This is a genomic window from Mesorhizobium sp. WSM4310 (genome assembly GCF_007003935.1).
In the GTDB taxonomy this organism is placed as follows: Bacteria; Pseudomonadota; Alphaproteobacteria; order Rhizobiales; family Rhizobiaceae; genus Mesorhizobium.
Genome location: NZ_VFTA01000026.1, coordinates 36,229 through 58,679, shown reverse-complemented (window position 1 = coordinate 58,679; position 22,451 = coordinate 36,229). Strand labels below are relative to the sequence as shown.

General features: G+C 61.7%; 24 protein-coding genes. 21 read left to right on the top strand and 3 right to left on the bottom strand.

Annotation, left to right across the window (positions count from 1 at the left end; genetic code table 11):
- The first annotated feature begins 2 nt into the window (after window positions 1-2).
- Genes FJV80_RS24570 through FJV80_RS24560 form a run of 3 tightly spaced genes read left to right on the top strand, consistent with a single transcriptional unit; the run spans window position 3 to window position 1,953 of the window.
- On the top strand, window positions 3-941 hold the full coding sequence (locus FJV80_RS24570; RefSeq protein WP_142877669.1) for a major capsid family protein: 939 nt from the start codon (window positions 3-5) through the stop codon (window positions 939-941).
- A gap of 10 nt (window positions 942-951) precedes the next feature.
- The gene (locus FJV80_RS24565; RefSeq protein ID WP_142877668.1) at window positions 952-1,461 is read left to right on the top strand and encodes a hypothetical protein; all 510 of its coding nucleotides are present in this window, start codon (window positions 952-954) and stop codon (window positions 1,459-1,461) included.
- A gap of 6 nt (window positions 1,462-1,467) precedes the next feature.
- Complete coding sequence (locus tag FJV80_RS24560) at window positions 1,468-1,953, top strand: DnaT-like ssDNA-binding protein (RefSeq protein ID WP_142877667.1); 486 nt, start codon at window positions 1,468-1,470, stop codon at window positions 1,951-1,953.
- A 10-nt stretch (window positions 1,954-1,963) separates the two neighbouring features.
- Here FJV80_RS24560 and FJV80_RS24555 read toward each other — a convergent pair whose 3' ends face one another.
- A complete protein-coding gene (locus FJV80_RS24555; protein WP_142877666.1) occupies window positions 1,964-2,329 on the bottom strand; it encodes a VanZ family protein in 366 nt (121 codons plus the stop codon).
- A gap of 79 nt (window positions 2,330-2,408) precedes the next feature.
- On the opposite strand from FJV80_RS24555, the gene FJV80_RS24550 reads away from it, so the two are divergent.
- From FJV80_RS24550 to FJV80_RS24480, 14 genes are all read left to right on the top strand, one after another.
- A complete protein-coding gene (locus FJV80_RS24550; protein ID WP_246689047.1) occupies window positions 2,409-2,744 on the top strand; it encodes a hypothetical protein in 336 nt (111 codons plus the stop codon).
- A gap of 3 nt (window positions 2,745-2,747) precedes the next feature.
- Window positions 2,748-3,788: a head morphogenesis protein gene (locus FJV80_RS24545; RefSeq protein WP_142877664.1), complete on the top strand. Its 1,041-nt coding sequence runs from the start codon at window positions 2,748-2,750 to the stop codon at window positions 3,786-3,788.
- Window positions 3,788-4,237, top strand: a complete 450-nt coding sequence (locus FJV80_RS24540; RefSeq protein ID WP_246689046.1) for an HK97 gp10 family phage protein — start codon at window positions 3,788-3,790, stop codon at window positions 4,235-4,237. Before FJV80_RS24545 ends, FJV80_RS24540 begins: the two co-directional genes overlap by 1 nt.
- A gap of 1 nt (window position 4,238) precedes the next feature.
- Window positions 4,239-4,652, top strand: a complete 414-nt coding sequence (locus tag FJV80_RS24535; RefSeq protein ID WP_142877662.1) for a DUF4128 domain-containing protein — start codon at window positions 4,239-4,241, stop codon at window positions 4,650-4,652.
- 45 nt (window positions 4,653-4,697) lie between these two features.
- A complete protein-coding gene (locus FJV80_RS24530) occupies window positions 4,698-5,432 on the top strand; it encodes a hypothetical protein (protein ID WP_142877661.1) in 735 nt (244 codons plus the stop codon).
- 12 nt (window positions 5,433-5,444) lie between these two features.
- On the top strand, window positions 5,445-5,633 hold the full coding sequence (locus FJV80_RS24525; protein ID WP_142877660.1) for a hypothetical protein: 189 nt from the start codon (window positions 5,445-5,447) through the stop codon (window positions 5,631-5,633).
- A complete protein-coding gene (locus tag FJV80_RS24520) occupies window positions 5,630-5,977 on the top strand; it encodes a hypothetical protein (protein WP_142877659.1) in 348 nt (115 codons plus the stop codon). The genes FJV80_RS24525 and FJV80_RS24520 overlap by 4 nt, the downstream gene beginning before the upstream one ends.
- A 245-nt stretch (window positions 5,978-6,222) precedes the next feature.
- Window positions 6,223-9,312 carry a phage tail length tape measure family protein gene (locus FJV80_RS24510; RefSeq protein ID WP_142877657.1) on the top strand — a complete coding sequence of 1,030 codons (3,090 nt, stop codon included), beginning with the start codon at window positions 6,223-6,225 and terminating at the stop codon, window positions 9,310-9,312.
- Between the two features lie 3 nt (window positions 9,313-9,315).
- Entirely contained in the window at window positions 9,316-10,071 is a 756-nt protein-coding gene (locus FJV80_RS24505) for a hypothetical protein (RefSeq protein ID WP_142877656.1), read from the top strand.
- Between the two features lie 2 nt (window positions 10,072-10,073).
- Window positions 10,074-10,706, top strand: coding sequence for a hypothetical protein (locus FJV80_RS24500; RefSeq protein WP_142877655.1), 633 nt, complete (start codon window positions 10,074-10,076; stop codon window positions 10,704-10,706).
- Window positions 10,707-10,927: 221 nt separating this feature from the next.
- Entirely contained in the window at window positions 10,928-11,335 is a 408-nt protein-coding gene (locus FJV80_RS24495) for a hypothetical protein (RefSeq protein WP_142877654.1), read from the top strand.
- Window positions 11,320-13,602, top strand: coding sequence for a hypothetical protein (locus FJV80_RS24490; RefSeq protein WP_142877653.1), 2,283 nt, complete (start codon window positions 11,320-11,322; stop codon window positions 13,600-13,602). The genes FJV80_RS24495 and FJV80_RS24490 overlap by 16 nt, the downstream gene beginning before the upstream one ends.
- Window positions 13,603-13,671: 69 nt before the next feature.
- Complete coding sequence (locus FJV80_RS24485; RefSeq protein ID WP_142877652.1) at window positions 13,672-16,308, top strand: SGNH/GDSL hydrolase family protein; 2,637 nt, start codon at window positions 13,672-13,674, stop codon at window positions 16,306-16,308.
- A 46-nt stretch (window positions 16,309-16,354) separates the two neighbouring features.
- Window positions 16,355-17,479 carry an acyltransferase gene (locus tag FJV80_RS24480; RefSeq protein ID WP_095774503.1) on the top strand — a complete coding sequence of 375 codons (1,125 nt, stop codon included), beginning with the start codon at window positions 16,355-16,357 and terminating at the stop codon, window positions 17,477-17,479.
- Between the two features lie 245 nt (window positions 17,480-17,724).
- Here the strand turns inward: FJV80_RS24480 and FJV80_RS24475 are convergent, their stop codons facing one another.
- Window positions 17,725-18,006 (bottom strand): hypothetical protein, encoded by a 282-nt coding sequence (locus tag FJV80_RS24475; protein ID WP_142877651.1) that lies wholly within the window; start codon window positions 18,004-18,006, stop codon window positions 17,725-17,727.
- Between the two features lie 83 nt (window positions 18,007-18,089).
- Here FJV80_RS24475 and FJV80_RS24470 point away from each other — a divergent pair, with 83 nt between their 5' ends.
- From FJV80_RS24470 to FJV80_RS24455, 4 genes are all read left to right on the top strand, one after another.
- Window positions 18,090-19,304 (top strand): peptidoglycan-binding protein, encoded by a 1,215-nt coding sequence (locus FJV80_RS24470; RefSeq protein ID WP_142877650.1) that lies wholly within the window; start codon window positions 18,090-18,092, stop codon window positions 19,302-19,304.
- A complete protein-coding gene (locus FJV80_RS34665; protein WP_185975261.1) occupies window positions 19,301-19,597 on the top strand; it encodes a hypothetical protein in 297 nt (98 codons plus the stop codon). The genes FJV80_RS24470 and FJV80_RS34665 overlap by 4 nt, the downstream gene beginning before the upstream one ends.
- Before the next feature lie 150 nt (window positions 19,598-19,747).
- Window positions 19,748-20,200, top strand: a complete 453-nt coding sequence (locus FJV80_RS24460; protein ID WP_142877648.1) for a hypothetical protein — start codon at window positions 19,748-19,750, stop codon at window positions 20,198-20,200.
- Window positions 20,200-20,550 (top strand): hypothetical protein, encoded by a 351-nt coding sequence (locus FJV80_RS24455; protein ID WP_142877647.1) that lies wholly within the window; start codon window positions 20,200-20,202, stop codon window positions 20,548-20,550. The genes FJV80_RS24460 and FJV80_RS24455 overlap by 1 nt, the downstream gene beginning before the upstream one ends.
- Window positions 20,551-21,185: 635 nt before the next feature.
- On the opposite strand, the gene FJV80_RS24445 is transcribed toward FJV80_RS24455, so the two are convergent.
- Window positions 21,186-21,371, bottom strand: a complete 186-nt coding sequence (locus FJV80_RS24445; protein WP_095774524.1) for a DUF3606 domain-containing protein — start codon at window positions 21,369-21,371, stop codon at window positions 21,186-21,188.
- Between the last annotated feature and the right edge of the window lie 1,080 nt (window positions 21,372-22,451).

Sequence of the window (22,451 nt, the reverse complement as noted above, 5' to 3'; positions counted from 1 at the left end):
CGATGTTCACGACCGACGCGCCCGCATTGGCGCTCAACTTCCTGCGCACCGCGCAGAACTACATCGAGCCGGGCATTTACGCTCGCCAGTACCCCGATTTCCAGTACCGGGAACTGGTGCCGGTCGATAACTCGGCTCCGGACTGGACCACGGCCATCGATTTCTTCTCCATGGGGGATGACGTCGGCGAGGCCCGTGAGTTCGCGCCGGACGGTGATGACATCAACTTTGTCGACTTCAAGCTCGACAGGGGCTCGAGCCGCGTCTTCATGGTCGGCATCGGCTACCGTTACAACCTTCAGGAGCTTGCCCATGCCCAGGCATATGGCATCCGCCTGACGGACGATCGCGCCGACGCCGCCCGCCGCAAGTACGAGCAGTTCGTCGACAATCTGGCCTTCCTTGGCCGCTCCAAGCTCGGCATGTCTGGTCTGATCAACACCGCCAGCGTCACGGCGCTGACGGCGGCGAACGGCGCCGGCGGGACCGCGACTTGGCCGACCAAGACCCCGGATGAGGTTGTTGCCGACTTCAACCGCGTTCTCGGCCTGATCTTCACGGAGTCCAATGGCATCGAGACGGCCGACACGATCCTGATCAGTCAGGACCGCTACAACTTCCTAATCGGGAAGCGTCTCGACGCGACGTCGGAAGTGAACCTGCTGGACTATGTCCTGCGGGCGAACGTCTACACGGCGCGCACCGGCCGCCCGCTGACGATCCGCGCAGTCTTCGGTCTGGAGACAGCCGGCAGCGGCAGCACCCAGCGTATGGTGGCCTACCGCCGTACGCCGGATGTCGTGAAGATGCACGTTCCGATGCCGCTGCGATGGCTGCAGGCCGAACAGCGGCTCCTGAAATTCGAGGTTCCCGGCATCTTCCGCACCGGCGGCGTGGAAGTGCGTCGCCCGGGCGCGATGCGCTACCTCGATGGAATTTGAGGAGGTCGACGTGACTAAGCAGATCACCCTCGAAAACACTCGTGCCGGTGGCTTCGGCCTCCCGACGGGACAGGTTGTGCCCGGTAACGGCTCCATCGTTGTGGAGCCCGAGATCTGGGAGGCTTCCAAGGACCACCCCGTTGTGAAGGCTATGGTCAACGATGGTCACCTGATCGTCGATGGCAAGGGCAAGAAAAAGCCCGCCATCGGCGATGACCGTGACGCAAACGGTGATACCGCGGAAATGGCGGAGATGCGCACGCGCTTCGATGCCTCTTTTGCCGCGCTGACAACCAAACTGCAGGTCGAGAAGGCCAAGGTCGCCGATTTGGAAGCGGAACTCGCCAAGCTGAAACAGAGCGGCATCGATGCCAAGTCGGCCACCGAGGTCCTCGCCATGGCCGACGGCAACTTCATGGCCTTCAAGTCGGCTGCCACGAAGTTGCTCGGGGACAAGACGCCGGACAAAAAGGCCGAGATCGTCGCGGCCCTCGAAGATCTGGCAACGAAGCCGGAGTAACAGCGAATGGCCGGCTACGGATCAGATGCCGCTCTCAAGGCGTATTGGGACGCGGCCGGCTATACCTATGCTGCGGATGCCCCGTTTGCAGCACTGAGGCAGCGGGGCAGCGCCTATCTCGATGGTACCTATGGCATGCGGTTCCCTGGCCAGCCGACTGGGGGCATTGCCCAGGAACGGGAATGGCCGCGCAGGGGCGCTACGGCATATGGCGCTACGCTGGCTTCCGACCTCGTCCCAACGAGGGTTGAGCAGGCCAGCTATGAGGCAGCCTACATCGAATTGAAGAAGCCTGGATCGCTGTCGATCTCATTCGACCCGGCGCAGCGTGTGAAACGCCAGAAGGTCGACGTCATCGAACGCGAGTTCTTCGAACCGGGTAACTACGGCAACGTGTGGGCGCCGAATGCGCCGGTGTCGAGCCTGATCGAAGGGCTTTTGGCGCCGCTGATCGGGCCTGTCTGGGGCGAGCCAGGCATCATGGTGGTGTAAGTGGTCTGATTTATTCGGCCGGCAACGTCGTTCTACGCGGCCGGTAGCGGACGGCCACCCGTAAGCAGATCTGGATAGCAGCTATTCCGAAGATGCCAGCGAGAGCCTTCAACGAGCCGTCTGAGATACGCGCGTGCCGTCCGGGGTCGAATATCTGCATCAACTCCAGTGTGGCCGCCACGAAGATCACGAGCGCGATCGTTCTTGCTGCACGGTTTGGAAAACCAAGGCCCAAGGCCAAACCGAACAGAAGATATGCAAGCGCGCGTTCGACGTTCGGATCGCCCACGTGGGGCCGCATTTGGATCGGCGACAGGGTGGCGAAGACGATGATTGCGAGCAAAACGAGCGCGGTGATGCGGGATATAGAAGTCATCGCCGCTGGTAAAGCGAATAAGCCGGCAAAACAATGACGGGCACATCCAATGGCCGACTTTTATGACGATATGGCTAATATGGCCGTCGCACTTCTCGGTGAGTTCAAGCAAGGCGCCGTGACGCTCAAGCGGGAAACGCCTGGCGTTGCCGATCCTGCCCAGCCGTGGGTGCCGGTCGAGCCGACAGTTGAGACATGGCCGCTCGATGCTGTGGTCCGCCGCGTTTCGCAGAAATACATCGACGGCACTTTGATCGTGGCGACCGATAATCAGATCACCTTTGCGGTGCCGGCCACCGTGCCCGCTATGACCGACACGCTCGTTATCGATTGCGCCGAGCACGCCATGAAAGACCTGCGGCCGATCCCGGCGGCGGGGACGCCAGTGGCTTACATCGCCTTCGTTGCGGGTTGACCGATGCTTCAGCGCCTCACGCCACGCCAGCGCTTCGATATCCTGGTCAGCCAGTTCGAGCCGGCTGTTCGCCAAGCCTTCATCGAAGCGATCGAAGACATCACCAGCAACATAGTCCTGCGCCGCATCGTTGAGCGGCTGGAGCGCGGCGATATCAACGGCGCGATCAGTGCTATGAACCTCGACGAGGCTGCATTCCGGCCGCTGGACGAAGCGATCAGGGCAGCGTTCAACGGCGGCGGCGTCGCGACTGTCGACGCAATGCCGGCGCTGCGCGATCCGAGCGGCCATCGCATCGTCGTCCGCTGGGACGCCCGAAACCTCGCCGCCGAACAGTGGCTGCAGACGCATTCGGCGAGATTGGTGACGGGGATTGTCTCCGATCAGAAGATCGCGATCCGCTCCGCTCTGGAAACGGGGCTGGCGCGCGGCGACAATCCGATCAAGACGGCTGTCGCTGTCGTAGGGCGCGTCTCGACTGTCACCGGTCGACGAGAAGGCGGATTGATCGGGCTCACCACAGTCCAAGGCGAGTATGTTGCCCGAGCACGCCAGGAACTGCTTTCCGGCGAACCCGACCAGTTGAGAAATTACCTCGCCAGGGGCCGCCGAGACAAGCGTTTCGATAAGACCGTGGTGGCCGCCATTGAAGCGGGGAAACCCGTCCCGGCGGCGATGGTTGACCGGATCACGGGCAGGTACGCCGATGGGCTGCTGAAGCTTCGGGCAGATACGATCGGGCTGCATGAAACGTTCGCCGCGCTCGGCGCTTCGAAAGACATCGCCTTCCGCCAGCAGATTGAGAAGGGAAGCCTTGGGGCCGATGCTGTCACGAAGGGCTGGAAGCACACGCCACAGAAGCACGGCAGGGAACAGCACGAGGCGATGCAAGGGCAGATGGTGCCTTTCGACCAGCCCTTCACCGCGCCGGACGGGACCGCCATCCAATACCCGCACGCGCCCGGCGTTCCGACCCGGCACACGCTGGGCTGCAAGTGCTTCGCTGAGTACAAGATTGATTTCGTAGCGCAACTGGTGCGGTGATGGCATCCTTCGCGGCCACTGTCGGAGCATGGGTGGCCGCCGTGCCTCTCGCCCTGGAGATGGTATTTAAGGAAAGCGCTCAGGAGTTGGTCAGCCAACTCGACCAGTTGCTAGCCGATGAGGTCTACGACAAGCCGGCGACACCCGGCTACAAGCGGACCGGCTTCCTTCGCGCGTCGTTGATGGCGTCAACCACGGCAATGCCGACGTTGAGCCGTGAAAACCCGGGCGCGCCGGTGCCCCCTGACCTCGGCGACGTGATCCTGGTCATCAATGGAGTCGATCTCGGCGACACGCTCTACCTCGGCTACACGGCCAACTATGCCGCCTTCGTCCACTATGGCGCACAGGGCAGGGCACCGCGCCCTTGGGTGACGATGGTGGCGCAGCGCTGGGTGATGATTGTCGAGGCCAAGGCGGCCGAGGTGAAGGCAAGGCTGGGGCTCTGACATGCCAAGTATCGAGACCAGCATTTGGCTCGCGCTGAAAGGCCGCGTGCAGAGCCTCACGCTCTCGCCCGCGTTGCCGATTGCGTGGCCGAACGAGGATTTCACCAAGCCGATCACCGGCTATCTCCGCGTCACCCACGTTCCGAACACCAATCGCCGACTGTTCATCGGCTCGACCGAACCGAACCAGCGTCTCGGCCTTCTCCAACTCGACGTGTTCAGCAAGAAGAACCAGGACGCGTCTGTCGGGACCGAGATAGCAGGGCAGGTCGCGGCCTGGTTCCCGATCGATCTGCGGATGATCTATGGCGCGATCTTGGCTCGCGTCACCGAGGCGCCTGTGGTCGCCCAAGCCATCGCTGATGACACGCATTGGCTCGTTCCAGTGACGATTTCCTACGAGTGTTTCGCCTGATCGCCCTTCGGCAAGGCGTCCCACAAAACTGAAAGGAGATAGGCGATGCCTATCAAAGTGTCTCCTGTTGCGGGCAGCCGCTTCTATATCGGTTCGGCTCCTGTGGATGTTCCCGATGTCGATGTCACCGAGGCCGATTTCGCCGCGGTAACATGGATCGAGGTTGGCCAGTACGAGACCATGGGCAATTCCGGCGACGCTGCCCAGGGCAACACGGTCAACCTGCTCAATCGCCGCCGTACCTACAATTGGAAGGGTTCGCGGCAGGCTCCGCAGCGGTCCGACAACTTCGCCCTCAACACGGCCGATCCGGGCCAGCTCGCGATGATCGCTGCCGAACAGACGGACTACAACTATCCGTTCAAGGTCGAACTCAATGGCGCCCCGACGCCGAAGTCGGCCGCCGCCACGATCACCATCGCCTCGCCTGGCGTCGTGACGTTCACCGGCCACGGGCTTGCCGCCAACACGGCTGTCAAGTTCTCCACGACCGGGGCTTTGCCGACCGGCCTGACCGCCGGCACGACCTACTACGTCAAGACGGTCCTCGACGCCGATACCTTCACAGTCGCCACTTCGAAGGGCGGCACCGCGATCGTCACGACCGGCTCGCAGTCGGGCGTGCACACCGCGACGACCGTCCCTGCCGGCCCGCAACGGCTGTTCATGGGCCAGGTCGCCGGCGCAGAGGAAGGCATGGGCGGCGCCAACAACGCACAGATGCTGAACTGCACAGTGCTGCCCAACACCAACTACGTCCGCGTCGCGGCGCTCGGGTAACAGGAGGCGAAGATGAAGATCACGAACATCGGCAAAGAGGCGCACAAGCTGTCTCACAACGGGCAGGAATTCCTTCTGGCGCCCGGCAACTTCATCGAGCTCGACCTCACCAAGGCCGAAGCGTCGGCCATCCCGGCCCCATTCGAAGCGACCGGCATCCCGATCAAGGCGCCCAAGGTCGAAGTGGAGAAAAAGGCATGAGCAAGCCAGCATTGGGCGCCGGAAACGTCGAGATCGAGCTCGATGGAGAGACCGTCGTGCTCCGCCCATCATTGATGGCTGCGCAGGCCATTTCTCGCCAGAGCGGCGGCATCTCCAGCGCCGTTCGTGCCGTCGGCAACTACGATTTCGACGTGATCGTGTCGGTCGTGGCGCTCGGCCTCGGCGCGACAGGCCAGGATGCTAAGTCCATTCCCGAAAAGGTATGGCGCACGGGTCTGACCGATCTTGTCGGGCCGATCTCGACCTACCTGACCATCATCGCCAATGGCGGGCGCCCGATGTCGGGAGGAGAGGAAGCTGCGGACCCTCAGAAGTCCGCGTAAGCCTGGCTGAATATTACGACGATCTGGCCGAGAAAGCCCTTGGCTGGCTCGGCTGGACCGAAGAGCAGACGCTTAGGGCCGACGTGAACGCTATCCTGGTCGGCCTTGATGGGCGAGGCGACATGATCAATTCCGTCCTTCGTGCCGTGTTCGGCGAAGATCCCAAGCCTGCAATCGAAGTCACCGCTCAACCAATAACCGAGGACTATTTCGATGCAATGTTCGCGGTGCAATGAGGTGATGCGGTGACCGTTGCCAATCTGGGTCTGGCTGTCGACTCGTCTCAGGCTGTCACGGCGGAGACAAACCTCGACAAACTGACGGCGGCGTCTGCGAAGGCTGAGGCGGCGCAGAAGCGGCTACAATCCGCATCGGCGGGCTCCAATGCGGCGCTAGCCAAGATCGCGGCCGGCGTCGACCAGGCCAATGCCACGCTCCTCAAGCTGGCCAACATTGCGGAGGGAAGCAATGCGTCCCTGATCAAGCTCGTTGCCACTGCGGAGAAGACCAACACCACTCTGGCCAGCATGGGCTCGGGCTCGGCACAGGTCGTCTCTGGTATTGGCCGAGTTGCCCCAGCAGTAGACAAGTCGACCAAAGCGCTCAACGACAACGCGAACGCGGCCCGGCTGACCTCGAACCAGATGCTCAACCTGTCTCGGCAGGGCAACGACGTCATCACGATGTTCGCTTTGGGTGCATCACCTGTGCAGATTTTTGCCTCCCAGATTGGTCAGGTTTACGACGCGCTGGAAAGCGGACCTACAGGGTTGAGGGGCTCGCTGAAGGCTGTAGCGGCCGGGGCGAAAACTGCCGGGCAGGCGCTTCTCGCATTCTTGGTTACGCCTGCTGGTCTCGCTGCTGGCGCTGGCGTAGCGGCTGTTGTCGGGCTCGCTACCTACATCATCTCGACGCGCAAGGAAGTGAAGAGCCTCGACGACCTGTTGAAGGATCATGCCTCCGTTTTGCGCGGGATCGGCGACATCTATGGATCGATTGCCGATAAGGCTAAGAGCGCCTTCTCCGTCTCGAACCTGAACAGTCTGCAATTGCTGTCGTCTGCGACGCAGGCCGGGCTAAAAATTCAGATTGCCAATCAGACACGCGGGTCGTTCGGCGACATCCTGATTGACCGGGGCGGCGGCGGGTCAGGCAATCAATTCGGACCGCAAAATGTAGTTTCGTCGGAGTTCAAGCCATTCGCGGATGCTATTGATTATCTCCGGAAAACAGCCCGCGAGGGAACGCCCGATATCATCGGCTTCCGCAAGATGGTCGAGGACAAGTGGGCGCTTGACCCGAATAATGGCGCGTTGACGGAATCGGCCGGCAAGCTGATCGATCTGACCAAGGACGCGGATGCCGCAGCACGCGCGCTGAAGCAACTGCAGATCGCACAGGACGCGCTTGCAAAGAGCGTGGGTCCGGGCGGCTTGCCGCTTCGCCGTGGTTCTCTCAGCACCGAAGACATGAGCTCGCTCGACCGATACAACGCCGCCGGGGCTGTTTCCGCCTCCCGGGCTCAACAGGCCTTCGACGCGCAGCGGCAGGGGCTTTATGCTCGCTCGCCAGCCGAACTGGCCGCAGCGGCGCGGGCCCAGGCTGGCGCTCAGTACAATGACAACGAAAACCCGGCCGAGCGCGCGCGCCGTATCGACATGGCCGGCCAGCAGGCCGCCTTGGCCGCTCAGCATGCCTTGGACGAGGCGCAGAAGGATAGGAAGCGCTCCCTCGACGCAACGCTTGCTTCGCAGCAACTCGACCTTGATCTGATCGGCAAAACGACCGGCGCGGCCGAAGCCATGCGGATGCAGTTCCAGTTGACGCAACAGCTTCGCGAGGAAGCGGCACGAAACAATGTCCCCGTCGATCAACAGGAACTGGAGCTGATCAAGCAGAAGGCCGACGCCTACGGGAAGATGGCTGACCAGATCGCTCGGGCGCAACTGGGCAATGATCTGGCCTTTGAGCGCTCGCAGCAATTCCTGTCGGCAGGCGACCAGCAGATCGCGTCCCGCCTCCGCAACACCGGCATCGGCATGGATTCGCCTGAAGCGCAGCAGATGCGCGACGCTACCAAGTTCGCTGATGCGAAAGGGTTGGCAGTCGGGTTCCTGTCCGGCTTCAAATCGGAACTGCTGAGCAGCGGCGGGAATATAGGCAAGGCGCTGGGCACGTCGATCCTGAACGCTCTGACCAACTCGATGGACAAGGCTTGGAGCAATATTTTCGACCGTTTGGCGACGGCGTTCGCGTCGGCGCTGACGGGGCAAATGCCAGGCGGCGGTGGTGTTGCATCGGCGGGAGCCGGCGTGGTCGGCTCCCTGTTTGGTGGTGCGAACGACAACTACGCACCAGGTGCCGTCACGCGCGCGCCACTCGCCGCCGTCGGTGGCGATGGCATGTCAGCGTATGCCGCTGCGATCCGGTCGATAGAAAGCGCGGGGAGTGGCGGTTATTCCGCCCTCGGCCCCATGCTGAAAAATGGCAACCAGGCGCTTGGCGCCTACCAGGTCATGAGGAGCAATCTGCCGTCATGGTCGAAAGAGACCTTCGGTGAGGTAATGTCGCCGAAAGACTTCCTGTCCAATTCGGGCGCACAGGATGCGGTTTTCGAAAAGCAGTTCGGCAAATACCTGTCCAAGTATGGCAATCCGCAGGATGCCGCGTCGGCATGGTTCACTGGCGGACCCCTGTCCACCGGCGCCAATGCCAAGGATGTTTTGGGCACGTCGGGATCGGTCTATGTCGACAAATTCAACGCTGCCGTCGCCAAGGCGTCTGACAGTCTCGGCGGTCTTGACAGCACCGTCACTAACACCGTTCAGAGCCTGGCGGGTGGCCTTGGCGGGAAGGGCGGTCTGGCTTCGATCCTCCATGGTCTGAAGCCGGAGAATTTCCAGGCGAACACCACCCTGTCGGACATCCTCGGATATTCCGGCGGGGGCGCCTCGTCGGGCTCTTCTGGCGGCGGTCTCCTCGGCACACTCCTCGGCTTCCTTCCGAAGCTCTTCGGCTTCGCCGACGGCACCGAAAGTGCTCCAGCGGGATGGGCATGGGTCGGCGAACGCGGTCCGGAGTTGCGCAAGCTGCGCGCCGGCGACGTCATTCGGAGCAACCCGCGCTCCATGCAGATGGCGGCCAACGGAAATGGCCAGTCGTCGACGCCGCCGAAGGTGGACCTGCATGTCCACGTCAATGGTGCCAGCGGAGACGAGCACGTTCGCATGCTGGCCAAGCAGGGCGCCCAGGAAGCGATCGGCGAGTATCACCAAGGGCAGGTTAACGGCGGCTTTGGTGAGACCCAGCGTCGCTATACGTCACAGAAGGGTTGAGCGATGGGGCGCTACACGGATCTCCCTACGCTGGACGTCGACTTTCTTAAGCCTACGAAAATGTCATTCGATACCAAGGGTGGCGGTTTGGAAGGCGGCCGCAATGGTCTCGGGGAATCTGTCACGATCGAGACCAGCGGCGGCGGGGTGTTGGTTGGCTCCTATGATGGCTGCGTCGTCAAAGATCGAGAGCAGCACGAATACATCAACTGGATCGCGGCGCGCATGAACAGCTCTGTCCGGTTTATGAATGTGCCGATCATTTCCGATTGGATGGGGCCTTTCCCGCTCAATGCGGGAGGTATCCCGCAGCCTGTCATATCAGGCATCCCACATTCCGACGGAGCGCTGTTTTCCGATGGTGCCGGTTACAGCCAGACGACGGTGATTGCCAATATGGATGCCGCCGCGCTCAATGCCGGAAAGGTCACGCTTCGAATCTATGGCGCCGCCCGCAATTTGCGCTGGTCCGACTGGTTCTCCATCTACCATCCAAACAAGGGTTGGCGCGCCTATCGCCAATGGGATCATACTGACCCTGTCCCGGCCTTTGAGACGATCGATGGCGTGGCGCGCTCCGGCCAGCGCTACACGCTGTCGCTCGATCGTCCGCTGCGCGAGGCGGTGGTTCAGGGAACCCGGGTCGAATTCGCGCGGCCCCGCTGCGTCATGAAATTCCCGGCCAGTTTCTCGCTGGCATGGGAGGCCGAAGGCTGGTGGCAGTCATCGCCGACACTCCAATTCGTCGAGGGCTTCTGAACATGGCCTGGCAGGACCTTGTCGGCTCCTACCGGCTGCAATATGTGCCGCAATCCGTTCTCGACCGCATGGCGTCGAGCCATACGCTCGGCATCTTCTTTCGGCTCGACACGGATCCCGGCCTGCATATCTGGGCCGGCGTCAATGACATCCCGGCCGGCTTCGACAGCCTCGATGAGAACGGCACGGTCTATCTCGGCGGCGGCCGGCTGCTCAACATCCCAACGCTCGAGGTGCTGGTCAACGGACAGAGCTCCAGTGTCGAGTTCGGCATTTCCGGCATCGATCCGGATACCGCGGCGAAGGTCCTCGACACCATGCCCGATGTTCGCGGCAAGGATCTGAAGATCGGCATCACGACGCTTGACGAATACTACCAGCCCACAGGCCCGATTATCGCGCTATGGACGGGAACGGCATCGCATCCGACGGAATCGAGCCCGGCAGTGTCCGGCACTGAAAACCCCGCCACCACCATCACCCTCGCCACTGTATCGGGCAACAACACAAGGTCGCGGGCGTCGTTGGTGCTGTGGTCGGGGCCACACCAGAAGGCGATGTATCCGACAGACAAATTCTGCGACGGCACCGCGCGTCTGGCGCGCGGCGTCGCACCGGCCTGGCCGAATTACTGAGATAAATGCTCTGACGGGCGATGGAGGTCAGACGCTTTGGTCGCTGGATACCGATCGTAAAACTTCAAGATCATGCGGACCCGATTGGGCGACAATCCGATCTTTCTAGCAATCTCTGCGGCAGAATTGCCGGCTGCCTTCATCGACAGGATTTCGGCGTTCCGCTGGACCTTCCTGGTCGACATCTCGCTTCTCCTATTTGGCAACTGAAAGTATAACGCATGACGCTGGAAGAATACATCCGGCTTCCGCATCGCTGGCAGTGGGGTCACGCAGACTGCACGCTGTTCGCGGCCGACTGGGTTGTCGCCGCGACCGGCAAGGATCCGGGTGCTGAATTGCGCGGCACCTATTTCGACGCGGATACTGCTGCTGCCATCCTGCGCGTCTCTGGTGGCGCCGAACGGCTTGTCGGCGCGAAACTCTCCGCGCTCGGCTTCCATCGTATCCAGGCGCCGTGTGACGGCGATATCGGAATGGTCCTGGCCATGACCGGTTTCGACGCCGCCGGCGCCAGGGTCCAGGAAATCCCGGCCATCCGTTTCGGCCCGCTCTGGGCCGTCATGTCGGCGCGCGGCGTCATGGTCAAGCATCTCGATTGGACTGGCGTGGCATGGCGCATAGCGTGAACCCGTTCGATGATGCGCTGCGCCATGCGCTGGCGAAAGCGTCGCGCAAGGGCACTTACAATCCCGGCATCGGCGCCTTTGAGACGGCTACGACGCAGGAGATCGTCGCCAGCGGATGGAGCGGCGAATATCGCTGGCCGGTTCACCGCGACCCGATCTTCACGCCGATCTTCACCGCAATTCTGGGCAGCGGCGGCTTTACGCTTTTCGGCGCGACCATCTCCTACGCGGCGATCGCCTCGGCGATCGTCACCACGGCGATCGTCGCCGGCGTGCAATATCTTCTGACGCCCAAGCCGCCGAAACCGGAGGATGGCCGCGCGCCGCTGACACAGCCTATTCCATACCGGTTCTGGGGCGTGGGTGAAGCCCGGCTGGCGGGCGCAATGATGCTGTGGGAAGCGCTCGACAACAAGATGTATTCGGTGCAGGCGATCGTCGGGCATCGCATCAATGCCTTCACCGGCTACTATCTGAACGACGACAAGGTCACTCTCAGCGGCAACCGCGTCGTCAGCCCGGACGGAAAGCGCTACGGCAATGACACCCGTGAATGGGTGATGATCTACAGCCGCCTAGGCCTTACCCCAGAGACGGCGATTTCAGAATTTGTCACGCCGCTGTCGGGCCAGGGCATATGGACCAGCAATCACAGAGGAGACGGGCAGGCCTCGGTCGGCATGCTCTGCACGAGCCCGAATGTCGAATATTTCCAGCAGTTCTTCCCTTATGGCAAGCCGGCCCTCTCCGTGGTCGCGCAGCTCGCGCTGGTCTGGGATTTCCGCAACCCGTCGCAAAGTCCTGAAGACCCGTCGACCTGGTCCTTCTCTCGCAATCCGATCCTCCATCTCGCCTGGCACGAGTGCTTCAACCCATTCGGCACCAAGCGCGATTTTCGCAAGGCGCTGCTGCCCGTGCTCGACATGTGGCAGGAGGAAGCCGATGTCTGCGACGAGGCCGTACCGCGGGCTTCCGGCGGAACCGAAAAACGCTACGAATGCGGCGGCTTCGACACCACCGAGCGCGATCCGAAGAGCGGCACCAATGCCATCCTGGCGACATGCGACGGCTGGATGTGCGAGCGCGGCGATGGCGCCTTGCTTGTCGTCGCCGGCAAGTTTCGCGAAAAATATGTCGCCACGCTGACCGATGCCGACATTGTCGGCCACACCGTGCAGCATGACGTGTTGCCGGAAGAAGAGGTCAATCAGTTCATCCCGAAATTCACCTATCCGGCGACCGACTATACGACGACGGATACCGACTATTTCGAGGATACCGCAGCGCAGATCGCGGCTGGGCGTGTGCTGCCGCAGGACGGGAATTACATCTGGTGCCAGCAATGGCGCCAGGCGCGCCGGCTGGGCAAGCGGGAATTTGCCCGTGCGCGGGCCAAGAAGCGCGGCACGCTCGACATCAGGTTCACGGGCATCAATGCCATCTACGCGCCGTGGGTCCGGCTGAGCACGCCGCGGCGGTTGCCGTCGCTCAACGGCAAACTGATCAACAACAGGCGGTCCGTCCTGTCGGTGTCGCGCGGCGGCTTCCAGATGACCTTTGTGATGATGCCCGACGATATCGACGCCTGGGACCCGGCGAGCGATGAGGGATCGGCGCCGCCTGTACCGCCAAAGCCGGTCTCGGCCGGCATCCCGACCCCGATCATCGACACAGCCGTGGCTGTCTCGGGGGGCGGCACTGTCTACGTCCGCGTCGTGTTGATCGATCCGAACCGGGTGGATGTCACGCCGGTTGTTCACTACCGGATATCGGACATTGGCGGGGGCGTTCACGGCGCATGGGTTGAACAGAAGTTCCCTGGCGCGACACCGTCGGCCGGCCTCATCGTGGTCAACACCAATCCGGTGCCATCCAACAATTCGATCGACGTTCAGGCCGCCTATATCGGCGCCAACAACAGCTATGGCACGTGGACAAGCACGGTGACGCTGGTCTCGACGGTCGACACGGTGCCGCCAGCCGCCGTCACCAGCGTGGTCGCTACGGGCGGCGTCGGCCAGGTCGCGCTCACCTGGAACACGCCGAATTCCGGCAACTATGTCGCCACCAACATCAGGCGCAACACCGTGAACAATGAGGGCACCGCGACCCTCGTTCGCACGGAATACGGTGCACCGTCATCGGCCGATGCCTGGACGGACACCGGGCGCGCGGCCGGGACCTATTACTATTGGCTGCGCTCGGCGAACGGATCCGGTGTCGAGAGCACCACAAGCGTCGCCACCGGACCGAAAGTCGTTACCTAAAACCCCCACCCGATTCATCTTCATTGCCCTGCCATTCCCGGTGGGTCTCCAGTCCAGGAGCACTTTCATATGCCCGAATTGATGAACACGATCATGGCCGACGGGCCGTCTTCCAATCCGGCGCAGCCGATCAAGGCGCAGATGCGGGCATGGGGCACGTGGGTCGAGGACATCATCACCGCCTTTCTGTCGAATGGCGGCCTGATCTACGACACCAGGACGCATCTCGATGCCGATCTGCTGCACGATTCCAACTCGATAGCGTGGGTGCTGGGCGATGCCACAGTCGCCAACAATGGCATCTATCGCAAGATCGGCGCGTCTGGGACCGGATCGTGGACGCGCGTCGCCGATCTGCCTTATTCCTTCATCATGGCATCGGATGCCGGCGCCGGATCGCCGAATGCCATCGTGGCGACATCAAGCATTCCGGTGCCTGCCGCTGACGGCGGTGCGCTGATCGTCTTCAGTGTCTTCGAGGCCAACACCGCCTTGCCCGTGACGGTCGCCTTCAACGGGGGCACGCCGCTGACCATCAAGACCAGCTCCGGCGCCAACGTCGTCGCTGGCGGCCTCGTCGCTGGCATGGTTATCGCTGGATACAAATCCGGTGCGACGTTCCGTCTGCTGACGGACCAGGTCAGCGCGGCGATTCAGGCAGCGGCGGAAGCTGCGGCGACGAGGGCCGAGCTGGCCGCCGCATCTGTCGACAAGGCGGCAACGGGAAGATTCTCCACCGAATTCGGGTTTGTCGATGATGGGGCTACGAACAACGATGCGGCTTGGGTCGCGGCAAAGGCCGCGCTCACCCATGGTGAACGCCTGGTCATGGTCAAGAAGGTCACTGGTATTTTCTACTTCGCGACAACCAGCGACTTCACCGGCGTCCCGATCGATGCTACAGCCAACCCGACGTTCACTGGTCCGAACGTCTACAACGACAGGACGCAAGCCCAGAAAGTTGCCAACGACCCCGCCGTGACCGTAGTCGGGACAGGCGAACTACTGTTCAACAGCACAGCGCTTCTAACCACCTTCCAGCATCACGCCGAGCCGGTGGACAAGTTCGACTTCCTCACCGATGGCGACGTGGCTTATGACGAACCGACCGTGGTGGACATGAACACCGCCACGATGTTGAAATTTGCCTGGCCGAACGGCAACACCACCTCGGCGGCGGCAACCGGCATCTCCAAGGCCACCAACCTCATTAACATCGACTGGTCGACGGCGGACCTTACCACTCTGATCTTTGCCGGGATCGTGCCCGAGCCGGGGTGCCAATACTCATGGGTTTGCGGCTACAATGCCGCGGATACCGGGTATGTCGTGCTGGCCTATGAGGGCGGCTATCACGCTGTCTATGCGGCTGTCGGCGGCGACATGGTCCATAAGAAGCTTACCGCCGCCGCTACCTTCACGGAAACCTCTGTGTTCTCTTTCGGCGATGGCCTCGCGGCGCAGACGGAAGCCGGGTACACGCTCACCAAGGCGTCGATGACCGTCGATATGCTGACACCGACCAAGTACGCCATTGGTATGAATGGCGTGATCATCGCCAGTGGCGAACTGGCTAAGCCTGCGCTGTACATCGGTCCCGGCGTTTACCGCCCTGCGGCGGGCGCGCAAGTGTCCAACTTTCAGAACATCATCAAGACCCGCAACCCGACGCGGCTGGCTCCGCGTCCTGTCCGCGCGCTGTTCGTCGGCGATAGCAAGATGGACGACATAATGATCGGCTGGCCGCGTGACATCGCGCGCGTCATGCAGGGCTCGATGGGCACGCAATGGGAGAGCAGCAAGAATATTGCGCTGGCTGGCGCTACCCTTGCCGATCAGCTTACGGCCATCCTGGCGCAAGTCATGACCGGCTATACGGACGTGTTCATTGGTCTCGGTACCAACGACACACAGGTCGGCACGGCGTCTTCAACCTTCGCCACCAACTTCGCCCTGATGCTCGATCAGGCGCTTATCGCCGGAGCAAAGGTGACGGTCCTTCTTACTCCGGCGTTCTACGATCGCGCCAACGCGGTGACCTACGGCGGCTTGGGGCAAAACTCGGGTGGTAGCTCGGCCGTGCCGGTCTATCGTGAGATCATCCGCCGCGTGGTCGCTACATACCGGGACGCTGGCAAGGCTGTGGCGATCGTTGACGCGGGCAAGATACTTGGGCCGACAATCGCCCGATACCTGACATGGAACGCGGATCAAAACCGCGTCGACCTCAACGTTCTGGACAACATTCACGAAACCCGAAGTGCGCGCACCAAGATCGCGCACGCATGCGCAAGGGCCGCATATGGCCTGTCGTCTCCCAAGCGTACCAGCGGCGTCAAGACCATGCTCGCGCTGACCTCTGTCGGCGGCACGGTGGCGGCGGCTGCGACAGCCTACCTCGGCTCCTACGCTGCGGCGGCCGCGCTCTCGTCGGCCATCACGATCCCCTACGCTGGCGTTGCCAAGAACCTGCGGTGTCTGGCTAGCGTGGTGCCTGGCGCTGGACAGTCCTACACCTATACGCTGATGGTGAACGGCGTAGCGACGATCCTTACATGCGTAACCGGGGCGGCGGTCCTTGTCGGGGCTGATACCCTGAACATGGTAGCCGTGGCGGCTGGCGCAAGCCTGTCCGTGCGGGTGGTGAACTCCGCGACAGGCGCGGTTGCAACTCATCAGTGCACCGTCGAGATCGATCCGACTTAGGCGGCGCGCCATTGCCGCCTAACTCATTCGCTGCTATCCAGCCGCGATGCTCTATCAGAACATCCAGGGGCTCCGCGCCGTCGCGGCTTTGATGGTTGTATGCGCCCATTTTTATTATTCGCCGTGGGTGCAGCCCGTTATCAACGCCGTGGGACCTGGCGGCGTCGACGTTTTCTTTGTGATCTCTGGCTTCGTGGTTTTCTTGTCCGCCGCCAGAATCGGCAAGAAAGCCGCCGTCGTTGGACGGTGGCGCGCGTTCAGGGAGTTCGCGGTGAAGCGGGTATTCCGGATTTACCCGGTCTATTGGGTGGCGTTTGCCGTCGCCTCGATAGTGCTTTTGACAACCACGGTTTCGCTTGCCCCGGCGGATTTGGCGCAAAAGCCTTGGTGGAAACTGTTCCTGCTCATCGCCCAACCGAACAACCGAATCCTGGCAGCGTGGACGCTTCAATACGAGATGATTTTCTACAGCGTTTGCGCGCTGGCAATCTTGCTTTTCCCGCGCCGAGTTCTGATCGTGCTGGCTGCTTGGTTCGCGATTGTTTTCGCTATATGGGCCGCCGGAATTAGCTGGCATTCGTACTACGTCGTACCGGCGATCTACTTCTTTATCCCGGTCGTTTTGGAGTTCTTTTTCGGCATCGTGGTTGCGTTGATGGCTGAGCGGAAGATCGCTGGCTACGCATTTTCATCGGTGGTCGCTGGGGTGTGCGGGCTTCTCTTCGGTGCGTATGTTCTGAGCCAAAATGGTGGGTATGCCGCGTCATCCATGTGGCGCACCCTGTGCATCGGGCTGCCGAGCGCCTTCATCGCATATGGGCTTATTGCCTTAGAAATCCGGCAGAGGTGGACGTTTCCCAAGGCGTTGGTCAAACTGGGGGACGCCTCTTATTCCCTGTACTTATGGCACCAGATGCTGTTCGCAGTGATGGCTGCCGTGTGGGTGAAGTTGGGGATCGCTGGTGGCCTGCCTTTAAGGCTCGTATCAATTCCGATAGCGATTGCCTTGGGCGTGGCAAGCTACCGTCTGATCGAACGTCCCATTTACAAATCGAAATGGGTTGCTCGGCTGGCCGGCACAGTGAGAAAGCCTTCTATCGCGCCGAGTGCATCTCTGGTTGTAGATTACTCCCACCAAGATGCAGGAGCGGCCCCAATCAAGTCGGGGTAGTGGTCGGCCTCGTCCGGTTTCATTTTCCGATACTCCCAGGCGGTGCCGGTCCAGCGGGCTATTTTATCCTTGATTTCCGCGCCATCATCCCGTTTGGACATAGTCGCTAGGGGTGTAGTAGTTCGCCGTCCTTGCTGATGCCTTGGTGGTCATCACGGAGAAAAACACCAATACGGCTAAGGCGGCCGCAACCCCGGCGGTTATCCGCTCAGTCTTATTTGGCGTGTTTGGCGTGAACATTTCGCCTAGTTCGCCTTCCGCAGTGCGCCGAGAACCACATCAGCATCGCCCTGATCGCCGCTGTTCGTCACAATCCAGACGCCATCAACAACCACCAGCCGGCCGCCGTCATAGGTGTTGATCTCGGATGACCGCAAGGCCTTGGCCTGAATGCTGGCGCTCGCCTTCGGCGAAGGCATGTTGAGATAGGTCACGTCTCCCATTGGCCCATCATTGTCGGCGGCTGGTCCGCTGAGGTCCAGCCGGATTTGATCCGGCAGTTCGTCATTGTCCGGCTTCCTCGCCATCGCATCGGTCTCCTTCAGGGCCGGCCACCATAGCCAAAATCCGCAACCAAACAACCTGCCCGTGAGGGCGGAAAGGAACTGTCATGAACCGTAACTTCGCGAGCCAGCTCGCAAAACTATGCCCGAATGCCTCCAAGGCGATTGTCGCCGGCATCGTCGACAATGCCGATCTGCTTGACCGGGCCGGCATCAACACACCGATCCGTGCGCGTCAGTTCATCGCCCGCGTCTGCGTCGAAACCAACGGCCTTCGCGCGCTCGAGGAGAACCTGAACTATTCCGCAGCGCGTGCACGCGAGGTATGGCCGTCGCGGTTCAAGACCATCGCTGCCGCGAAGCCCTTCGAGCACAACCCGGCGAAGCTCGCGGAGAAGGTCTATGGCGGCCGGCTTGGCAACTCCGCTGCCGGCGACGGCTGGAGATATCGGGGATCGGGCCTGCTGCAGAACACCGGCCGGGAGAACTTCGCCGAGGTCGAGGCCGCCACCGGATTGCCCGTCATCGCCAATCCGGACCTTTTGCGCAGCTTCCCTGGAGCGTTGCAGGCGGCAACGATTTACTGGAGCAAGCGCAACATCAATGCTCTGGCCGACAGGAACGACACAACCGCAGTCTGCAGGGCTGTGAATGGCGGCACGACTGGGCTTGCCGACCAGAAGGCCTGGCTGGCCAAGGCGGCAAAAATCTGGCCAGACGGCTCACAGATCGTGTTCCCGACCGCGCCGGCGCCAGTCGCCCCGGCTAAGCCGGATCCTGCGCCCGTCGACCAGGCGGCCGCGCCGGCCGTCGCCAAGGATACGATCGCGCGCGTCCAGCAGCAGCTCAAGGATCTCGGCTATACCGAGGTCGGCGGCGTCGACGGCAAGACTGGAACGATGACCGCGACGGCCATCCGTGCCTTCCGCGCCGAGAATGGCTTGCCGGCCGGCGACGGCATCGATGACGATCTGCTGCTCGCCCTGCAGAAGGCCAAGCCGCGCGTGCTGGCGCCGGCGCGCACCGACGCCACGCCCGACGTGGTGCGGGAGAAAGTTCCGGAAGTGCGCACAAACTGGCTTGCCAAGGTTGGCGCATTCTTCACCGGCATCGCGGCGCTGGTCGGCAGCTTCTTCGACGGCGTCATCGGCAATCTGGGTGCGGCCAGCGGCTATATCCAGCCGGTGAAGGAAGCCGCCGGCGACGTGCCTGGGTGGGTCTGGATGCTGACGATCGCTGTCGTCGCCGGCGGGCTCTACTTCGTTGCCCGGCATGGTGAGGCCAAGGGCGTCGAGGCGTTCCAGACCGGGGCGCGCCGATGATGGGCGCGATCATAACTGTGGTTGCGCGGCTCGTCGGCGTGCCGCCTCCGTTCGCCGGCATCATCGCATGGGCGGCCCTGGCCTTGGTCGCCTCGAGCACGGTGCTCGGCGGCTACAAACTCATCAAGCATTGGGGCGCCGACGAAGTCCGCGCCAAGATCGAAAAGGAGAACACCGATGCAATCCAAAAGGGCGTTGACGCTCGCATGTCTCTTGACGAGTGCCTTGACGCTGGCGGCGTGTACGACTTCGGGCGTCAGCGGTGTAACGCCGCTACGCTCGGCCCTCGGTAACAGCCTCGCCGGGGCGCAGGGCAAGACGGTTGCCGATCAGAACAAGATCGACCGCACCATTGCGCCTGGCTGCGCGGTCAAGCTGTACACTCGCGCGGAATGCGATCGGCATACGAAGGCGAGCGCCGCGCGCAGGGCCGAGCTGAAGACATGATCATCCTGCGAATAGCCGGCGGCATCCGCGAGCATTTCGGGATGCGTGTCACGGAATGGATCATGACTGGCACGCTGTTCGGCTGGTCTGCCGTGCTGGCGGGTGACCCCTCGACCTTCTCGACCGCGCGCTCGTTCGCGGTTATCGCCAGCTACGGCAATGAGGCGATGTGGGCGAACATCTGCCTGTTCGCCGGCCTGTTGCGCCTGGGCGCGCTCACAGTGAACGGCACCTTCCGCCAATTCCGGTTCTCGCCCCATCTGCGGGCGGGCGCCTCGATCGCGTCTTGCGTGTTCTGGGGGCAGATCGCCCTCGGCGTTCTGATTGCCTGGCTGACCCTTGGCGGCGGCGGCACCGGCGTGATCGCCTATACGACCTTCGTGGCGATCGAGATGTGGAACCTCTTTCGAGCATGGGCTGATGTCGGTGCTGGCCATCGGAGGCTTTGATGATCTTCGGCATACCGGCGGAGCAGCTTGTTCCGTTCGCAAACTTCATCGGCCTCGGCCTACTCGGTGTGCTTGCCGCCTTCGGACTCGGATACGGACGCAAGAACGCGACGCCGGCGGAGCGCCAGGTCGAGGTGGCGGGGGCGCTGGTCGACAACACGGCCGTCAAGGCGCTCGCCGCCGCCATCGAGGGCTACACTATGGAAGCCATCGCCCATCGCGCCGACGCCGAGAAACAGCGGCAGGTCAGCTACCGCGTAATCGAGGTCGCCAACCGGGCCGTCGATGAGATTGCCGAGCTGCGCCGCGAGATCGGCGACCTGGCCAAGGAAGTGGCACGGGGGAAATAGCAGACGGCTACTTGCCAGTCCAAGTCGTCACCATGAGGTCGGACGTAACTGTTTTGGTTCTCTCTATGTCCATTAGACGTTTTTTATTCAGAAAGGATGTGTGCCACGTCGCTTTGTTTATCTCGGCAAGAATCTGCGCGGAACTTCATCCCTCACCGCCCGTTAACCATGCAGTGGTCGATTCTTCAGGATGTAGCCACACACAAGAAAAGCCCGTCGTGATGGCCTCGTGGCGGGCTTTTCCGTTTCATAGCGGCACAGTTCGCATTGGCACCGAAATTGCACCTTCTATCTCTGCTTGGGCCACCAACGCCCGAGCAGTCCCATACCCAAGGGACGCCCGCCGCTGCCGTGAATGGGGCGGCGGGCAATTTGCGGAGCGGACAAACAAGAAGAGCCCGTCACGGTGGGGGGCTTTTATTTTGGTGATTGACCAGGGAAGAGTATGACCTTGGCGCTTTCCTCAGGCTCCAGTGCCTGGTGCCCCGGCTCCTCGTGCCAGAACACCTGACGCAGGTCGCGCTGGTCTACCTTCTGCCCGCAGTAGGGACAGGAGTAGAAATGGTCTTCCTCTCGTGCCGTTTTCCTGCCGTGTCGTTTGCCGGGGATAGGCGGCCCAAGATCGGATAATTTGGTCATCCTTTGAGCGCCTTAGCTTCTCGTTCCAGCGTGTCGCGGTCATTGCCGTACTTGGCGATCAACTCCCGTACCTGCGGGATAGACAGGCCAAATTTGCTCGCGAAATAGCCGACCTCGTATTCCTCATCGCCGCTAACGCGGCTGCGATCTTGATAGCCAAGCTTGTTCTTGTCGTCAGTCATCGTGGTTCTCCCAGCATGCGATCGACCGCAACGTGCGTCGCGCCGAATTGTTTCGCTGGGCATTTCCAATCCGGAACTATTTTAGTTAAAGCTAATTTGAATCGCTGCGAGTCTTGGGTATGCGTCTGAAATTCATCAAGCCGATGGAGAGCCTGAACTGGTCGATACCCCGCCGCAAAGCGCGGACTGGATCCACGAGATCAAGTTCGACGGGTACCGGACCCAGGTCATCAAGGATGATGATGGGATTCGGCTGATCACGAAGAACGGCTACGACTGGACAGGTCGGGATGCCCGGCGGCCCGGCGCGAAGGTGGGGCGTCCACGGCCGGGCCTGACCGGCGGGGGCAGAGACTCGATACACGGCACCGGATCGCGCTTTATATCAGCGCTCACTGAAGCTTCCGCCGTGCAAATGAATGACTGCGCTCAGTTCTTTGCCACCTGTCGCCTAAGCCGGTGGCGGGTCTCCTTTTTCAGCGTTTGCTAATTGAAGTCGCGGCGGCCCGCGCCTAGTGCATGGGCGCGACCCAATATGAACGTACGGATGGTTCGGCACGATCCGGCTACAGAATCCCTACTCCAAACCTTCAACGCCGATCAGCTTCGCCGATTGCGGGGATCTTGGCATGGACGAAATTCAGTCTGATTTCGAGCGCCAAAGTGCGAACAGCGGAGTGTTCCACTCGAAAAGGGGCGCATCCAGAAGCTCAATTAAAAGCTAGCCCTTGTTTTAAGGTAGCGAGGCTGTAGGCGCTAGCCCCTATCTGTCGAGCGTTCCCCTAAGTCTGAATTCAAAATGGCGAGGGCGAGAGCGGGTTGGCAGCGTCACAACAAGGTCGGTGACCCGTATCCATTTGCTGCAAGTGCCTCGCAGAGTAACCCTTTGCCCCAGCGCCTTCTCTGCTGCCTCAAAGGGCGTTCGCGCTTGTGCATCGAATGTCGAAACAATGGATTCCCCGTCCATCTCTTCAACACGATAACTCTTCATGGAGCAGCCTTCAGGCGATGACACCAAGCGAATCGTGCTATCAAACTAATGGAATATTAGAGAGCTCTCAATTGCGACCGACGGGTTTT

Bases quoted from the DNA above. Each gene is read 5' to 3' on its own strand.
- FJV80_RS24570 (WP_142877669.1), top strand. From the start codon at position 3: ATGTTCACGACCGACGCGCCCGCATTGGCGCTCAACTTCCTGCGCACC.
- FJV80_RS24560 (WP_142877667.1), top strand. From the start codon at position 1,468: ATGGCCGGCTACGGATCAGATGCCGCTCTCAAGGCGTATTGGGACGCG.
- FJV80_RS24555 (WP_142877666.1), bottom strand. From the start codon at position 2,329: ATGACTTCTATATCCCGCATCACCGCGCTCGTTTTGCTCGCAATCATC.
- FJV80_RS24550 (WP_246689047.1), top strand. From the start codon at position 2,409: ATGGCCGTCGCACTTCTCGGTGAGTTCAAGCAAGGCGCCGTGACGCTC.
- FJV80_RS24545 (WP_142877664.1), top strand. From the start codon at position 2,748: ATGCTTCAGCGCCTCACGCCACGCCAGCGCTTCGATATCCTGGTCAGC.
- FJV80_RS24540 (WP_246689046.1), top strand. From the start codon at position 3,788: ATGGCATCCTTCGCGGCCACTGTCGGAGCATGGGTGGCCGCCGTGCCT.
- FJV80_RS24535 (WP_142877662.1), top strand. From the start codon at position 4,239: ATGCCAAGTATCGAGACCAGCATTTGGCTCGCGCTGAAAGGCCGCGTG.
- FJV80_RS24530 (WP_142877661.1), top strand. From the start codon at position 4,698: ATGCCTATCAAAGTGTCTCCTGTTGCGGGCAGCCGCTTCTATATCGGT.
- FJV80_RS24525 (WP_142877660.1), top strand. From the start codon at position 5,445: ATGAAGATCACGAACATCGGCAAAGAGGCGCACAAGCTGTCTCACAAC.
- FJV80_RS24520 (WP_142877659.1), top strand. From the start codon at position 5,630: ATGAGCAAGCCAGCATTGGGCGCCGGAAACGTCGAGATCGAGCTCGAT.
- FJV80_RS24505 (WP_142877656.1), top strand. From the start codon at position 9,316: ATGGGGCGCTACACGGATCTCCCTACGCTGGACGTCGACTTTCTTAAG.
- FJV80_RS24500 (WP_142877655.1), top strand. From the start codon at position 10,074: ATGGCCTGGCAGGACCTTGTCGGCTCCTACCGGCTGCAATATGTGCCG.
- FJV80_RS24495 (WP_142877654.1), top strand. From the start codon at position 10,928: ATGACGCTGGAAGAATACATCCGGCTTCCGCATCGCTGGCAGTGGGGT.
- FJV80_RS24490 (WP_142877653.1), top strand. From the start codon at position 11,320: ATGGCGCATAGCGTGAACCCGTTCGATGATGCGCTGCGCCATGCGCTG.
- FJV80_RS24485 (WP_142877652.1), top strand. From the start codon at position 13,672: ATGCCCGAATTGATGAACACGATCATGGCCGACGGGCCGTCTTCCAAT.
- FJV80_RS24480 (WP_095774503.1), top strand. From the start codon at position 16,355: ATGCTCTATCAGAACATCCAGGGGCTCCGCGCCGTCGCGGCTTTGATG.
- FJV80_RS24475 (WP_142877651.1), bottom strand. From the start codon at position 18,006: ATGGCGAGGAAGCCGGACAATGACGAACTGCCGGATCAAATCCGGCTG.
- FJV80_RS24470 (WP_142877650.1), top strand. From the start codon at position 18,090: ATGAACCGTAACTTCGCGAGCCAGCTCGCAAAACTATGCCCGAATGCC.
- FJV80_RS34665 (WP_185975261.1), top strand. From the start codon at position 19,301: ATGATGGGCGCGATCATAACTGTGGTTGCGCGGCTCGTCGGCGTGCCG.
- FJV80_RS24460 (WP_142877648.1), top strand. From the start codon at position 19,748: ATGATCATCCTGCGAATAGCCGGCGGCATCCGCGAGCATTTCGGGATG.
- FJV80_RS24455 (WP_142877647.1), top strand. From the start codon at position 20,200: ATGATCTTCGGCATACCGGCGGAGCAGCTTGTTCCGTTCGCAAACTTC.
- FJV80_RS24445 (WP_095774524.1), bottom strand. From the start codon at position 21,371: ATGACTGACGACAAGAACAAGCTTGGCTATCAAGATCGCAGCCGCGTT.